13 protein-coding genes are annotated in these 13,565 nt (G+C 51.9%); 8 read left to right on the top strand and 5 right to left on the bottom strand.

Going from position 1 to position 13,565, the window contains the following annotated elements:
- Positions 1 to 188: 188 nt before the first annotated feature.
- On the bottom strand, positions 189 to 1,022 hold the full coding sequence (gene serB / locus MON40_RS12245; protein WP_003776046.1) for a phosphoserine phosphatase SerB: 834 nt from the start codon (positions 1,020 to 1,022) through the stop codon (positions 189 to 191).
- 235 nt (positions 1,023 to 1,257) lie between these two features.
- On the opposite strand from serB, the gene MON40_RS12240 reads away from it, so the two are divergent.
- The 6 genes from MON40_RS12240 (at position 1,258) to MON40_RS12215 (ending at position 7,503) form a co-directional block, all read left to right on the top strand.
- Positions 1,258 to 2,799 carry a Re/Si-specific NAD(P)(+) transhydrogenase subunit alpha gene (locus MON40_RS12240; protein ID WP_003776048.1) on the top strand — a complete coding sequence of 514 codons (1,542 nt, stop codon included), beginning with the start codon at positions 1,258 to 1,260 and terminating at the stop codon, positions 2,797 to 2,799.
- A gap of 3 nt (positions 2,800 to 2,802) precedes the next feature.
- Positions 2,803 to 3,186: an MAPEG family protein gene (locus tag MON40_RS12235; RefSeq protein ID WP_003776050.1), complete on the top strand. Its 384-nt coding sequence runs from the start codon at positions 2,803 to 2,805 to the stop codon at positions 3,184 to 3,186.
- Positions 3,187 to 3,278: 92 nt separating this feature from the next.
- Positions 3,279 to 3,680 (top strand): GFA family protein, encoded by a 402-nt coding sequence (locus MON40_RS12230; protein ID WP_003776052.1) that lies wholly within the window; start codon positions 3,279 to 3,281, stop codon positions 3,678 to 3,680.
- A gap of 87 nt (positions 3,681 to 3,767) precedes the next feature.
- A complete protein-coding gene (locus MON40_RS12225; RefSeq protein WP_003776054.1) occupies positions 3,768 to 4,421 on the top strand; it encodes a class I SAM-dependent methyltransferase in 654 nt (217 codons plus the stop codon).
- Between the two features lie 91 nt (positions 4,422 to 4,512).
- Positions 4,513 to 5,898, top strand: a complete 1,386-nt coding sequence (gene pntB, locus MON40_RS12220) for a Re/Si-specific NAD(P)(+) transhydrogenase subunit beta (RefSeq protein ID WP_003776056.1) — start codon at positions 4,513 to 4,515, stop codon at positions 5,896 to 5,898.
- Positions 5,899 to 6,111: 213 nt separating this feature from the next.
- Positions 6,112 to 7,503, top strand: a complete 1,392-nt coding sequence (locus MON40_RS12215; protein ID WP_003776058.1) for a pentapeptide repeat-containing protein — start codon at positions 6,112 to 6,114, stop codon at positions 7,501 to 7,503.
- 613 nt (positions 7,504 to 8,116) lie between these two features.
- Here MON40_RS12215 and MON40_RS13425 read toward each other — a convergent pair.
- A complete protein-coding gene (locus tag MON40_RS13425) occupies positions 8,117 to 8,638 on the bottom strand; it encodes a thioredoxin family protein (protein WP_003776061.1) in 522 nt (173 codons plus the stop codon).
- Between the two features lie 300 nt (positions 8,639 to 8,938).
- Between MON40_RS13425 and MON40_RS12205 the strand changes: the two genes are divergently transcribed.
- Positions 8,939 to 10,471 (top strand): helicase HerA-like domain-containing protein, encoded by a 1,533-nt coding sequence (locus tag MON40_RS12205; protein ID WP_003776064.1) that lies wholly within the window; start codon positions 8,939 to 8,941, stop codon positions 10,469 to 10,471.
- A 118-nt stretch (positions 10,472 to 10,589) separates the two neighbouring features.
- Positions 10,590 to 11,126, top strand: coding sequence for a crossover junction endodeoxyribonuclease RuvC (gene ruvC / locus MON40_RS12200; protein WP_141758454.1), 537 nt, complete (start codon positions 10,590 to 10,592; stop codon positions 11,124 to 11,126).
- 257 nt (positions 11,127 to 11,383) lie between these two features.
- Here the strand turns inward: ruvC and apaG are convergent, their stop codons facing one another.
- The 3 genes from apaG to thiL all read right to left on the bottom strand — a co-directional run bounded on the left by apaG (position 11,384) and on the right by thiL (position 13,280).
- Positions 11,384 to 11,752 (bottom strand): Co2+/Mg2+ efflux protein ApaG, encoded by a 369-nt coding sequence (apaG, locus tag MON40_RS12195; protein WP_003759386.1) that lies wholly within the window; start codon positions 11,750 to 11,752, stop codon positions 11,384 to 11,386.
- Between the two features lie 90 nt (positions 11,753 to 11,842).
- A complete protein-coding gene (locus MON40_RS12190) occupies positions 11,843 to 12,331 on the bottom strand; it encodes a phosphatidylglycerophosphatase A family protein (RefSeq protein WP_003759387.1) in 489 nt (162 codons plus the stop codon).
- Positions 12,324 to 13,280: a thiamine-phosphate kinase gene (gene thiL / locus MON40_RS12185; protein WP_242925924.1), complete on the bottom strand. Its 957-nt coding sequence runs from the start codon at positions 13,278 to 13,280 to the stop codon at positions 12,324 to 12,326. Before thiL ends, MON40_RS12190 begins: the two co-directional genes overlap by 8 nt.
- Positions 13,281 to 13,565: the final 285 nt, after the last annotated feature.

The following is a 13,565-nucleotide window of genomic DNA, read 5'->3' as shown; positions in this document are numbered from 1 at the left end:
TGTTACGGGGATAAAGAGGGTGGTGTTCGGGAGCGGGATGCAAACCTGTTTTGGTATGTTGAGACGGCGTGTCCCTTGGCATTACGTTTACAGTCATTACGATATTTCAAACAGCAAAAAGGTCGTCTGAAAATTTTTCAGACGACCTTGGTTTTAACGGGAAACTCCTGACAAACGATACCGGCGGTTTATTTAAACCAACCCCTGACGCGCTCCAGCCCGCCGAAGTTGATGCAGGCATCGGCGACTGCCTGCGCTTTCGGTTTGGCGCGGTAAGCCACGCCTACGCCCGCTTCTTTGAGCATCGGAATATCGTTCGCACCGTCGCCCATCGCCAAAACCTGATGCGGCTGCAATCCGAGGCGGTCGCGGTATTCGCGCAATAAATCCGCCTTTGCCTGCGCGTCGATGATTCTGCCTTTCAGACGACCTGTCAGCTTGCCGTTTTCAATTTCCAAAACATTGGCGTGTTGGTATTCGAAGCCGAGGCGTTGTTGCAGCCTTTCGGTGAAAAACGTGAATCCGCCCGACACCAGCATGAATTTCACGCCGTGCGCCTTGCATTCGTCCAGCAAAAATTCCGCGCCGGGCGAGAGCTGCAAAACGTTTTCATAAACCTCCGCCAAAACCCGCTCGTCCAATCCCGCCAACAGGGCGACGCGGCTGCGCAAAGACTGCTCGAAATCCAATTCGCCGCGCATCGAGCGTTCGGTAATTTCCGCCACGCGGTCTTTCAAGCCGACGCCCGCCGCAATTTCATCGACACATTCAATGGTAATCAGCGTCGAATCCATATCGCTGACAATCAGCCCGAGTTCGCCAAACGCCCTATCGGGCAACACGGCGTGGTCGATTTGACGGCTGTCCAGCAACGCCGCGTCTGCCCCGCTTAAAGAAAACCCTTCTTCAACGATAAAACGCATACGTTTTTCATCGGCGTAATCAGGCTCGGGCAGGCGGGTGAGGAGGGCGGAAGGCAGGGCTTCGGCGGAGGGGAATTGGAGGACGAGGGCGTGCGGCATGGCGGTGGCTCAAAAAATACGGATTATATAGTGAAACAGCGAAAAATGTTACGGCACCCAAGCCGTATTTTCGGAAATGATTTCAAACGCAGACGGCAGTATGTGTAAGGCAATACAGGGAGGAAATGCCGAATTGTCGGCTTGCCTATTGCCAGTCCACTGAAAATTCGCTATAAGGGGATTATATGGAATATATTAACATTTATATACAGACAACCTAAAAAAGGATTCAGAGATGAAAATCGGTATCCCACGCGAGTCATTATCCGGCGAAACCCGCGTCGCCTGTACGCCTGCCACCGTTGCCCTGTTGAGCAAACTGGGCTTTGAAACCGTTGTCGAAAGCGGCGCAGGTTTGGCGGCAAGTTTGGACGATGCCGCTTACCAAACAGCAGGCGCGACCGTTGCCGACAAAGCGACGGTTTGGGCCTGTCCTTTGATTTATAAGGTCAACGCGCCGTCCGAAGGCGAGCTGCCGCTGCTCAAAGAAGGGCAGACCATTGTCAGCTTCCTGTGGCCGCGCCAAAACGAGGCTTTGGTGGAAGCCTTGCGCGCCAAGAAAGTGAACGCGTTGGCGATGGACATGGTACCCCGCATTTCGCGCGCGCAGGCTTTGGACGCTTTGTCTTCGATGGCAAACATCAGCGGCTACCGCGCCGTGATTGAAGCCGCCAACGCCTTTGGCCGTTTCTTCACCGGTCAAATCACTGCCGCCGGCAAAGTGCCGCCCGCGCAGGTTTTGGTGATTGGTGCAGGTGTGGCGGGTTTGGCGGCAATCGGTACGGCAAACTCGCTCGGCGCAGTGGTGCGCGCGTTTGATACCCGCTTGGAAGTGGCGGAACAAATCGAATCGATGGGCGGCAAGTTCCTGAAACTCGACTTCCCGCAAGAATCGGGCGGCAGCGGCGACGGCTACGCCAAAGTGATGAGCGACGAATTTATCGCCGCCGAGATGAAGCTCTTTGCCGAACAGGCGAAAGAGGTGGACATCATCATCACTACCGCCGCCATTCCGGGCAAACCCGCGCCCAAGCTGATTACCAAAGAAATGGTGGAAAGCATGAAATCCGGCTCCGTCATCGTCGATTTGGCGGCGGCGACGGGCGGTAACTGCGAACTCACCAAGCCGGGCGAATTGTTCGTAACCGACAACGGCGTGAAAATCATCGGCTACACCGACATGGCAAACCGCCTTGCCGGACAGGCTTCCCAGCTTTACGCCACCAACTTGGTGAATCTGACCAAGCTGTTAAGCCCGAACAAAGACGGCGAAATCACGTTGGACTTCGAAGACGTGATTATCCGTAACATGACCGTTACCCGCGACGGCGAAATCACCTTCCCGCCTCCGCCGATTCAAGTTTCCGCCCAGCCGCAGCAAACGTCGTCTGAAAAAGCCGCGCCTGCCGCCAAGCCTGAGCCGAAACCCCTTCCCCTGTGGAAAAAACTCGCGCCCGCCGTCATCGCCGCCGTATTGGTGCTGTGGGTCGGAGCGGTCGCGCCCGCAGCATTCTTGAACCACTTTATCGTGTTCGTCCTCGCCTGCGTCATCGGCTACTACGTCGTTTGGAACGTCAGCCACTCGCTGCATACCCCGCTGATGTCCGTGACCAACGCCATTTCCGGCATCATCGTCGTCGGCGCGCTGCTGCAAATCAGCCAAGGCAACGGCTTCGTTACCCTGCTGGCCTTCATCGCCATCCTGATTGCCAGCATCAACATCTTCGGCGGCTTCTTCGTAACGCGCCGGATGTTGAACATGTTTAGGAAAGGGTAAACCATGACTTTAGCCTATTGGTGCATTCTGATCGCATCGCTGCTGCCGCTGTTTTGTTCCTTCATCGCCAAAGCGCAGGGCGGTTTTCAGCCGTCGGACAACCGAAATCCGCGCGATTTCCTCGCCCGCACGCAAGGCTTGTCGGCGCGTGCCAATGCCGCCCAGCAAAACGGTTTTGAAGTATTCGCCCCGTTTGCCGCTGCTGTTTTGGTGGCACACGCCACAGGCAACGCCGAACAAGCGACCATCAACCTTTTGGCAGTATCGTTCATTGCCTTCCGCATCGCTTATATTTTCAGCTATCTGAAAGACAAACCAAGCCTGCGTTCGGCAATGTGGACGGGCGGATTTGTCTGCACCATCGGGCTGTTTGTAGCCGCTGTCTGACAGCGGGGTCGTCTGAAAACGAGCGACGTAAGTTTTGGCAACACCGTTTCAGACGACCTAGAAGTCAGCTTTCAAATATAAGGAGTTCGATCATGAAAGCAAAATGCCTGTGCGGCAACGTATCTTTAGAAGTGGAACACGACAAACATGTCCACGCCTGCCATTGCGGCATGTGCCGCACTTGGGGCAGCGGTGCGACGTTTTCGCTGATTGCTGCCAAGCCGCCTAAAATCGATGGCGGTGAAAATATCGCCCGCTACCATTCGTCCGAATGGGCGGAACGCGCGTTCTGCAAAAACTGCGGTACACATTTGTTCTACCATTTCCTGCCGAACGACAGCTATTTCGTCTTTGCCGGACTGTTTGCCGACAACGCCGATTTCAAATTGGAAGAGCAGATTTACATCGACGCCAAAGCCCCGTATTACGAACTGGCAAACGACACGCCCAAGCTGACCGAAGAAGAATTTTTGGCACAATTCGGCGGCGAATAGGAAACCGGATACAGAGGTCGTCTGAAAACCCTCATTTCAGATTTTCAGACGACGTTGAATCAACCGCCCCGATAGTCGGAGAACCCTATGAACCTGTCCCCCGAACAAACCGCCGCCCAACTGCGCTGCCCGCATGACGAAGCGGGAACAGCGTTCGGGCAGATGATGAACCTGCGCAACCTGACACAGATTCTCGGTTCATTTGAAGCGGTGCAGCTGCAAAACGGAGACCGCATCCTAGAAACGGGTTGCGGCAACGGCGGGCTGCTCGGCTACATTTTGTCGCAGGCAGAAAACCTGCATTACACAGGTTTGGAAATTTCCCCGTTAATGCACGCACAGGCGCAGGCATTCAATGCCCCGTTTCTCGAAGCAGGGCTGGCGAATTACCGGCTGTACGACGGCGGCGCGCTGCCTTTTACCGATGAAAGCTTCGACAAAATCGTTTCCGTCAATACCGTCTATTTTTGGGACGACGCACCAAGCGCGCTTTCAGAACTGAGCCGCGTGCTGAAATCCGGCGGGCGGCTATGCCTGAATTTTTGCGAAAAAGACTTTATGGCGAAACTGCCGTTTGCCGCGCACGGCTTCGCGCTCTATGATGCCGCCGACATCCGCTCTCTGTCGGGAAACCTGCCGTTGCGCTGCATTCGGGAACAGCGAAGCCGCGATTGGGCGGTCAGCAAAAGCGGCAATCTGGTGCGGAGGGAGTTTGTCATAGTCGTCTTTGAAAAATACTAAGCATCAGGGTCGTCTGAAAACCCGAAATTCAGTTTTCAGACGACCCGATTAAAAAAACACAGTTACTTTCACAAATAATTGGAGAATCACCATGTCTTCAGGACTCGTTACAGCGGCGTACATCGTAGCCGCGATACTGTTCATCTTCTCGCTGGCAGGGCTGTCCAAGCAGGAAACCGCCAAGCAGGGCTGTTATTCCGGCGTAGCGGGGATGGCGGTCGCCTTGTTCGTTACCGTGTTTTCCGAAAACACCCACGGACTGGGCTGGATCATCATCGCCATGCTGATTGGCGCCGCCATCGGCATCTACAAAGCTAAAAAAGTAGAAATGACCGAAATGCCCGAGCTGATTGCGCTTTTGCACAGCTTCGTCGGCTTGGCAGCCGTTTTGGTCGGCTTCAACAGCTATATCGCGCCGGGCAACGTTTCGCACGATATGCACACCATCCATCTGGTCGAAGTCTATTTGGGCATCTTCATCGGCGCCGTAACCTTTACCGGCTCGCTGGTCGCGTTCGGCAAGCTCAACGGTAAAATCAGCAGCGCGCCGCTGCAACTGCCCGCCAAACACAAGCTCAACCTCGCCGCATTGGTTTTATCCTTTATCCTGATGCTGGTGTTCGTATCCGTTGACGGCAGCGGCTTCATCCTGATCCTGATGACCCTGATCGCCCTCGCATTCGGCTGGCACTTGGTCGCCTCCATCGGCGGCGCGGATATGCCCGTGGTCGTGTCCATGCTGAACTCCTATTCCGGCTGGGCGGCCGCAGCGGCAGGCTTCATGCTCTCCAACGACCTGCTTATCGTTACCGGCGCACTTGTCGGCTCCAGCGGCGCGATTCTGTCCTACATCATGTGTAAAGCCATGAACCGATCCTTCATCTCCGTCATCGCAGGCGGCTTCGGTACCGACGGTTCCGCCGCAGCCTCAGGCAGCCAAGAAGTTGGTGAATACCGCGAAGTCAAACCCGCCGAAGTCGCCGAAATGCTGCGCAACGCCAGCAGCGTCATCATCACCCCGGGCTACGGCATGGCAGTGGCGCAGGCGCAATACCCCGTTGCCGAAATCACCGAGCTTTTGCGTAAAAACGGCACCGAAGTACGCTTCGGCATCCACCCCGTCGCCGGCCGTCTGCCCGGTCATATGAACGTACTGCTCGCCGAAGCCAAAGTACCCTACGACATCGTGTTGGAAATGGACGAAATCAACGACGACTTCCCCGAAACCGACGTAGTGCTGGTTATCGGCGCGAACGACACCGTCAACCCCGCCGCCCAAACCGACCCGAACAGCCCGATTGCCGGCATGCCCGTATTGGAAGTGTGGAAGGCAAAAGAAGTCGTCGTCTTCAAACGCTCGATGAACACCGGCTACGCAGGCGTACAAAACCCGCTGTTCTTCAACGAAAACAGCGTAATGTGCTTCGGCGACGCGAAGAAAACCGTTGACGAGATTTTGGCGGAATTGAAGAAATAACACCCGAAACCAAGACAAAAGGTCGTCTGAAAACCTGATTTCAAGGTTTTCAGACGACCTTTTTGGTAATGAAGCCAGATACAATGCTCTGTTTTTATTTGAATATATAATATTGAGGGATATAAAAAATACTTTATAGCAAAATAGTTTTAGATTATATTGTTTGCTAGAATGATTGATAACCAATTAACGGGTAACAGGTAATAAAAAGTTATGGGGCAACACAAAAATAAACCAAATAACTCTAAAAAAAAGCCAAATGGGCTCAGGAAAAGGCTCAATAGTGCTTCAAATATGACTGTAATGTTGATTGCAGGAGTCATTTCAATTGAATTACTGTATTTGTTAATTCAATATTTTCCTAAGTGGATTTCTCTCACAGATAAAGTTCAAGAATCCGCAGGTTATTGGAATTTTCTTATTGTGTTGATTTCTGTTCCTGTCGCTTTGGTTGTTTGGCATTTTCGTGATGAAAACAACAGACAGCAAATCGAGAATCAACGCAAAGACATTAACCTGAAAGAATTTCAAAAACTGTCCGAATGGGTCAGCGGCGCACATTTGCCGGAAATAAAAACGGTCAATAAAACTACAAACAAGCGTAATTTAAAAAGCAATGATGAACTTGCCAGGCTATTAACGCTGCCCATTGAATATACTACGGAAGAGACAGAAGAATATAGTAAGAAACCTGAGACCACCGATTTCGATACATTCAGCAAATGGGACGGCGCAGTCGCTTTGCAGATTTCCGCTATCTATAATCTACTGCCGTTTTTTCGAGGCGATTACGGCGAAAGTTTCCGTCGTCCCGCATTCAACCTATTAAAATCTGCTTGGCAGGCGATGCAGCAGGATAGTTTGAAGAAATTGGAAAAGAAGAATTTATCTGATGAAGCATGGAAGGACATCATTGATGAATTGCAGCAGAAAGCAAGAAGCCCAATGGGTGTAGCTTTAACCCATGTATTATTGAGTTTAAATCAGGAAAACAAGCAACTCAGTTTGAGGGATTTTCCCGAAATGCTGTCTAATATTTGCTTGGCTGGGATGAATTTTCATTTAAATGTGGTGAGTGAAATTGCTAGAGATAAGGGTTTATCAAACTTAGATTTGAGAGGGGCGGATTTTCGGGGAATTGTGCTTATCGGAGCTAAACTTCAAGGATGCCGCCTAACGGGAGCTAAGTTGGATGGAGCCAACTTGTGGGCAGCTACGCTGCAAAATATTCATTTAGTAGGGACTGATTTACAAAATGCTGTTTTGATTGATGCTAATTTACAAAATGCTGATTTGAGTTACGCCAACTTACAATACGCCAACTTAAAAAATGCGGATTTGTCATCTGCTAATTTAAAAGCATGTAAATTTGGATGGGAAAAATTAAAGGATAATGGGCAGTTGTCTTCTGCGGAAATAACGATATATGATTTTATCAAAAGAATTTATCCTGATTGGAAAAAAGAAAATGATCCTGAATGGGAAGTATTGACGGATGAGGAGCAAAAGAAAACAATGAAAAAATTCTGTAATGAAACAGGGATGCTGATTTTTGATAAAAGTGGAACACAAATAATGCCTCCACCTTTGGAAAGTAAAACCTGACTTCAATCGTAACTTATCCCTTAAAGGTCGTCTGAAACCGAAAGCATAGTTTCAGGCGACCTTTTCTTATGAACAAACCACGCTAAACACCCCGCTGCCGTCATTCCCGCGCAGGCGGGAATCCATCGGAAATTTTAAGAAACAGATGTCTGAAAAACAGTTGCCGAGATTCAAAAGTAGATTCCCGCCTGCGCGGGAATGACGACAGTCGGACAGAAATCTATGCCGCGACGTGCAGCCTGCCCCCTCTCCCGTCCGGCGGGAGAGGGCTGGGGGAGAGGGTGGCTCTATGGGCTGCACGAATTTGATTTTTCCCAAAGTCATAAAGCCACCCCCATCCTAACCTTCCTCCGCCGGACAGGGGAAGGGACAAGTTGCCGTTGAAGCCACGAGTAGCGTGGGCTTTGCCCACGAAACTTGCTGTATGTTAATTCGAAAAATAGCTGTGTTTTTATTCATTCGTGGGCGAAGCCCACGCTACTTGAGTTATCCCAAGCTTGCGTTGATTGAATAAACGAGGTCGTCTGAAACCAAAATCCTGTTTTCAGACGACCTCTCTTCATTCCTACACAAAATCTCTAACTCTCAAACGGCGCAATCTCAAACGGACGGTTTACCGCAAGCCGTTTGCGTCCAGCCATTTCTCCAAGTCTTCAGCGCTGATTTTGCCGCCGTTTTCTTCCAAATCAAGCTTGTTGACCTGTTTGCCTTTGCTGTATTTCGCTAGGACGGGCGTGCCGCCGAGTTTGTATTGTTGGCGGAACGCGGTCCATGCTTCTTTGTCTTGGTGCAGGCGGTGGACGTTGACGAAGTAGATTTTGCCGTTCAGGTTGCGGCTGGCGATGTAGCGTTTGAACATGGGTTCGAAGGCGTTGCAGTCGCCGCAGCTCGGGCGGCCGATGTAGGCGTAAACGGTGTCTCCGTTGGCGACGCGTTTTTTGAAGCTTTCGACGGTCAGGCTGTCGAGGTGGAAGTAGATGTCGGAATAGGTGTCTTCCAGCCGTTTGGTGTTTTCGGCGGAAAGGCGCACGGCGGTTTGCGCTTCGGACAGGCTGTTTTTCAGGGCTTCGGTTTCACGGTCGGCGGTGCAGGAACACAAGAGCAGCGCGGCGGTCAGGACGGGTAGGATTTTCATGATTCGGCTCCTTGGTTGCGATAAGGAAAGTATACGCTTTTCGCGGCGGTGGGGTCGTCTGAAACTCGGGAAACGGCTTTTTTCAGACGACCTTTTGATGTATGGCAATGGGCGGGCGAAGTAGCGTTGTGTAGCGTGGGCTTCGCCCGCGATGGTTTGGGGGAGGGCGTCGGTTTGCTGCGGGTTGAAGCCATCCCCTGCAAAACGGTAGAATGGCGTCAGTTTGACAGACGGTTTGCGCCGATATTCGGGCGCGCCGTTTCTATACCGATATAAACCATCCAATCAAAGGAAACCTTCATGACGACATTCCCCATCGCGCGCGCGGGCGATAAGACACTCGAAATCCAAGGCAAAATGGCGAACCGCCACGGCTTGATTGCCGGTGCGACCGGTACGGGTAAAACCGTGACCCTGCGCCGTATGGCGGAAGCCTTCAGCAGCGAGGGCGTTCCCGTATTTTTGGTTGACGTCAAAGGCGATTTGTCGGGCATCGCGCAAGCGGGTGCCGCCAGCGGCAAGGTGGGTGAACGCATTGCCGAGTTTGGCTTGGGCGAGCAATGGCTGCAAAGTTTCCCCGTGCGCTTTTGGGATGTTTACGGCGAAACCGGCATTCCGGTGCGCGTGACCGTTTCGGAAATGGGCCCGCTGCTGCTGGCTCGTTTGATGAATTTGAACGACACGCAGGAAGGCTTGTTGAACCTTGTGTTCAAAGTCGCCGACGACAAAGGCTGGCACATTCTGGATTTGAAAGACTTGCGCAGCATGCTGAAACACGTTTCCGACCACGCTTCGGAATACCGCACGCAATACGGCAACGTCTCCGCCGCCAGTATCGGCGCGATTCAGCGGCAGCTTTTGACGCTGGAGAACGAAGGCGCGGAAAAATTCTTCGGCGAGCCGTCGCTCAACTTGCAAGATTGGATGCAGACCGACAACGGCAAAGGCGTCATCAATGTCCTCAATTCGGAAAAACTGATGCGCTCGCCGCGTATGTACAGCGCGTTTTTGCTGTGGATGTTGGCGGAGTTGTTTGAAACCCTGCCCGAAGTCGGCGATTTGGACAAACCGAAATTCGTGATGTTCTTTGACGAAGCGCATTTGATGTTCGACAACGCCGCCAATGCGCTGGTGGAGCAGGTCGAGCAAGTCGTGCGCCTGATCCGTTCAAAAGGCGTGGGCGTGTATTTCGTGACCCAAAACCCGCTCGATTTGCCCGACACCATCCTCGGACAGCTCGGCAACCGCGTGCAACACGCCTTGCGTGCCTTCACGCCGCGCGACCAAAAAGCGGTTAAAGCCGCTGCCGAAACCTTCCGCAGCAACCCGAATATCAAAGTTGCCGAAGCGATTGCCGAACTGGGCGTCGGCGAAGCGCTCGTTTCCTTCCTCGATGAAAAAGGTATGCCCGAGCCGGTAGAACGTGCGCTCGTCCTGCCGCCGCAATCTTCCTTGACCCCGCTTGCTGCCGAAGAGCGCAACCGCTTGTTCCAAAACGACGATTTGTATCCGACCTATAAAGACATGGTGGACAACTATTCCGCCTTTGAAGCCTTAGCCGAAGCCGACAGTCAGGCTGCGGCGGAGAAAGAGGCGGCAGCGGCGGCAAAAGAGCAGGAAAAAGCGCAAAAAGCCGCTGAAAAAGAAGCCGCCAATGCCGACCCAGGCATACTCGGCGGACTGCTCGGCGGCTTGAGCGGCGGACGTAAAAAGTCAGGACAGGGCTTGGGCTACAACGTCGCCGATGCCATCGGCAGCCAAATCAACCGCCAAGTGACCAACGCCATTTCCCGCAGCGTGATGGGCATTATTAAAAATATGTTTAAAAAATAAGGCGTAAAAAGAAGGCAAAGGTCGTCTGAAAGCCTGAAAATCGGTTTTCAGACGACCTTTTATGCTGGAGGAGGCGGGAGGTTGGTTGACGATATGGGAATAAGAAACTGAGATGACTGTGCAAAAAAGCGTCCGCATTTTGGGGATAGACCCCGGCAGTCGGGTGACCGGTTTCGGCATCATCGACGTATGCGGCAGGGAACATTTTTATGTGGCTTCAGGCTGTATCAAAACGCCGCCGAATGCGCCGTTGGCGGAGCGTATCGCCGTGATTGCGCGGCATATCAGGGAGATTGTGCAGCAATACCGCCCGCATCAGGCGGCGGTGGAGCAGGTGTTTGTCAATGTGAATCCGGCGGCTACGCTGATGCTGGGACAGGCGCGCGGGGCGGCATTGGCGGTGTTGGTAATGGAAGATTTGCCTGTGTTTGAATATACGGCGTTGCAGGTCAAGCAGGCGGTGGTTGGGAAGGGCAAAGCGGCGAAAGAGCAGGTGCAGCATATGGTGGTGCAGATGCTGTCGCTGTCGGGTACGCCGCAATCGGACGCCGCCGACGGACTCGCCATCGCGCTGACACACGCTTTGCGCAATCACGGCTTGGCGGCGCAGTTGGGCAAGGGGCAGATGCAGGTGAAGAGGGGGCGTTTCCAATAAGACTCGACGCGGCATTGCTTCGGTATAGTGGATTAAATTTAAATCAGGACAAGGCGACGAAGCCGCAGACAGTACAGATAGTACGGAACCGATTCACTTGGTGCTTCAGCACCTTAGAGAATCGTTCTCTTTGAGCTAAGACGAGGCAACGCCGTACTGGTTTAAAGTTAATCCACTATAAAAAAGGTCGTCTGAAAGCCCCTTAATCTTTCAGACGACCTTTGGTTTTCCCGATCTGTATTGTTTTTGCTCGGTGTTTATTGCAGGGTGAAGCCTGCTTTGAATTCCAGCTTCGGTACGCCGACGATAAAGCGTTCGCCGATGCTGTCTTCAAACTCGTATGCGCCTTCGATGCTGCCCCATGGGGTGCAGAGTTGGGAGCCGCTGTTGTACTCATAAGCCTCGCCCGGATAGAGTACCGGCTGTTCTTCAATCAGACCGGAATGGCCTACCGGCTCGGTCGCGCCGTGTCCGTCGGTGATTTCCCAGAAACGCTGGCGCAGCGTGATGACATCGTTGCTGCGGTTGCAGATGGTAATCACATAGTTGAAGGCATAGCGGTCGCGATAAACATCGCTTTGACCCGCAACGTAGCGTGGTTGAACATTGATTTCGATTTCGTTCATTTTTGTTGTCCCGTAATAGTGTTTTTTGTTTGCACCGATTTTTTCGATGCGTTTGAAGTCTTATGGCTTCAAATAAGTGTGTTGAAAAAATCAGATAATCCAGGCGGCAATGCCTAAAACTATCAAGGTCATGATGGCGGCGATGATGTCGTCCAGCATGATGCCGAATCCGCCGTGCACATGCCGGTCAAACCATTTGATCGGCCAAGGTTTGATGGAATCAAACAGGCGGAACAGAATAAATGCCGCCAGCCACCAATTCCATTTAAACGGCGCAAAAGCCAGAATCAGAAGCATCGCTACCATTTCGTCCCAAACGATACCGCCGTAGTCTTGGATGCCGAGTGCTTTTTCGGTGTGGTTGCAAATGCGGATGCCCCACATAAACAGGGCGACACACAAAAAAGCCAGAATCCAGCCGTCGATACCGATTAAAACCAAGAGAAATGCTATCGGCAGCGCCGCCATCGTTCCGAATGTGCCGGGCGCGACGGGCGCGAGGCCGCTGCCGAATCCGAATGCCAACAGGCATAACGGGCGCTGCTTCAACCAGTCGAAAGTAGGTTTAAATTCAGCCAAAGTGATCAAATCCTAATGAAGTCAGTTTTAATTCGCCGCCATTGGAATCTATTATTTTCAGACGACCTGTATTATTTATTTTCCCGATGGGCGTTACTGCTACGCCGCATTGTTCGGCTGCTTTCTGAATCTCGCTGCGCCGGCATTCGGGGGCGGTGAAAACCAGTTCGTAATCATCGCCGCCTGCCAGTGCGCAGGAGAGCCAGCTTTCGTGCGGTAAGACGTTTTTCAATTCTTCTAAAACCGGCAGCGCATTTGCCGAAATTTCCGCTCCGACCGATGACGCGGTCAAAATGTGACCGAGGTCTTGTGCCAGACCATCCGAAATATCTTGAGCGGCATGGGCAATGGGCAGGAGTGCCTGTCCCAATTCCACTCTAGGCTCCGGACGGAGCAGCCTGTCATGGCAGCGGTCGAACAAATCGGGCGGTAGTGTGTGTGTGTTCAGGCGGCAGTTTAAAGCGGCTGCTGCTGATCCGATTTGTCCCGATACCCAAATATCGTCGCCGTCTTTCGCGGTATCGCGCCGTAGGGCTTGTCCTTGCGGAAGCTCGCCGATAATGGTGACGTTGAAGACCAAATCGCCTTTGGTCGTATCGCCGCCGATCAGGGTAATGCCGAAGCGCTGCGCCAAACTGAAAAAGCTGTCACAAAAACGTTTCAGCCAATTTTCGTCCAATTCGGGTAATCCGGCACTCAATAACACCCATTTCGGGGTTGCGCCCATCGCGGCCATATCGGATATATTGACAGCTAGCATTTTCCATGCCAAATCTTCCGGAGCGGTGTCAGAAAAAAAATGTCTGTCTTTTAACAGCATGTCCGCGCTAAAACATAAATCAAATCCGTGACTTGGGCGGATAATCGCGGCATCGTCGCCAATGCCCAAAATCAAACCGCTGCTTTTCTGTTTTTGCAAATATTGTCTGATAAAGTCAAATTCCGTCATATATTGCATCTAAAGTGATAAAGATTGTTATCAATCGAATCGGAATTTTTGATAGATGAATAATGTATATTTATACAATATATATGTTAGTTAATGTAATAAATTGCATTAAACGGTAATATAATCGAGTCGATTGCAAAAGTAAATAAGATTTTTAATCCAAATGATAACGGTCAAAAAAGCGTACTTCTATCAAAAATTATTTCTGAGCAGGATAAAAAGTGCCTCAAAAAAGAGTATCAAGCCGCGCAAGAGGAACGGTAATATAGGAAAGTCTGCAAGTTG

This window comes from Neisseria macacae ATCC 33926, from assembly GCF_022749495.1.
GTDB lineage: Bacteria > Pseudomonadota > Gammaproteobacteria > Burkholderiales > Neisseriaceae > Neisseria > Neisseria macacae.
This window is presented reverse-complemented; position numbering and strand designations above follow the sequence as displayed.

Excerpts from the sequence above, each read along its gene's own strand:
- thiL (WP_242925924.1), bottom strand. The coding sequence starts at position 13,280 with ATGACGGAATTTGACTTTATCAGACAATATTTGCAAAAACAGAAAAGC.
- serB (WP_003776046.1), bottom strand. The coding sequence starts at position 1,022 with ATGCCGCACGCCCTCGTCCTCCAATTCCCCTCCGCCGAAGCCCTGCCT.
- MON40_RS12205 (WP_003776064.1), top strand. The coding sequence starts at position 8,939 with ATGACGACATTCCCCATCGCGCGCGCGGGCGATAAGACACTCGAAATC.
- pntB (WP_003776056.1), top strand. The coding sequence starts at position 4,513 with ATGTCTTCAGGACTCGTTACAGCGGCGTACATCGTAGCCGCGATACTG.
- MON40_RS12240 (WP_003776048.1), top strand. The coding sequence starts at position 1,258 with ATGAAAATCGGTATCCCACGCGAGTCATTATCCGGCGAAACCCGCGTC.
- MON40_RS12235 (WP_003776050.1), top strand. The coding sequence starts at position 2,803 with ATGACTTTAGCCTATTGGTGCATTCTGATCGCATCGCTGCTGCCGCTG.
- MON40_RS12225 (WP_003776054.1), top strand. The coding sequence starts at position 3,768 with ATGAACCTGTCCCCCGAACAAACCGCCGCCCAACTGCGCTGCCCGCAT.
- MON40_RS12215 (WP_003776058.1), top strand. The coding sequence starts at position 6,112 with ATGGGGCAACACAAAAATAAACCAAATAACTCTAAAAAAAAGCCAAAT.
- MON40_RS12230 (WP_003776052.1), top strand. The coding sequence starts at position 3,279 with ATGAAAGCAAAATGCCTGTGCGGCAACGTATCTTTAGAAGTGGAACAC.
- MON40_RS13425 (WP_003776061.1), bottom strand. The coding sequence starts at position 8,638 with ATGAAAATCCTACCCGTCCTGACCGCCGCGCTGCTCTTGTGTTCCTGC.
- apaG (WP_003759386.1), bottom strand. The coding sequence starts at position 11,752 with ATGAACGAAATCGAAATCAATGTTCAACCACGCTACGTTGCGGGTCAA.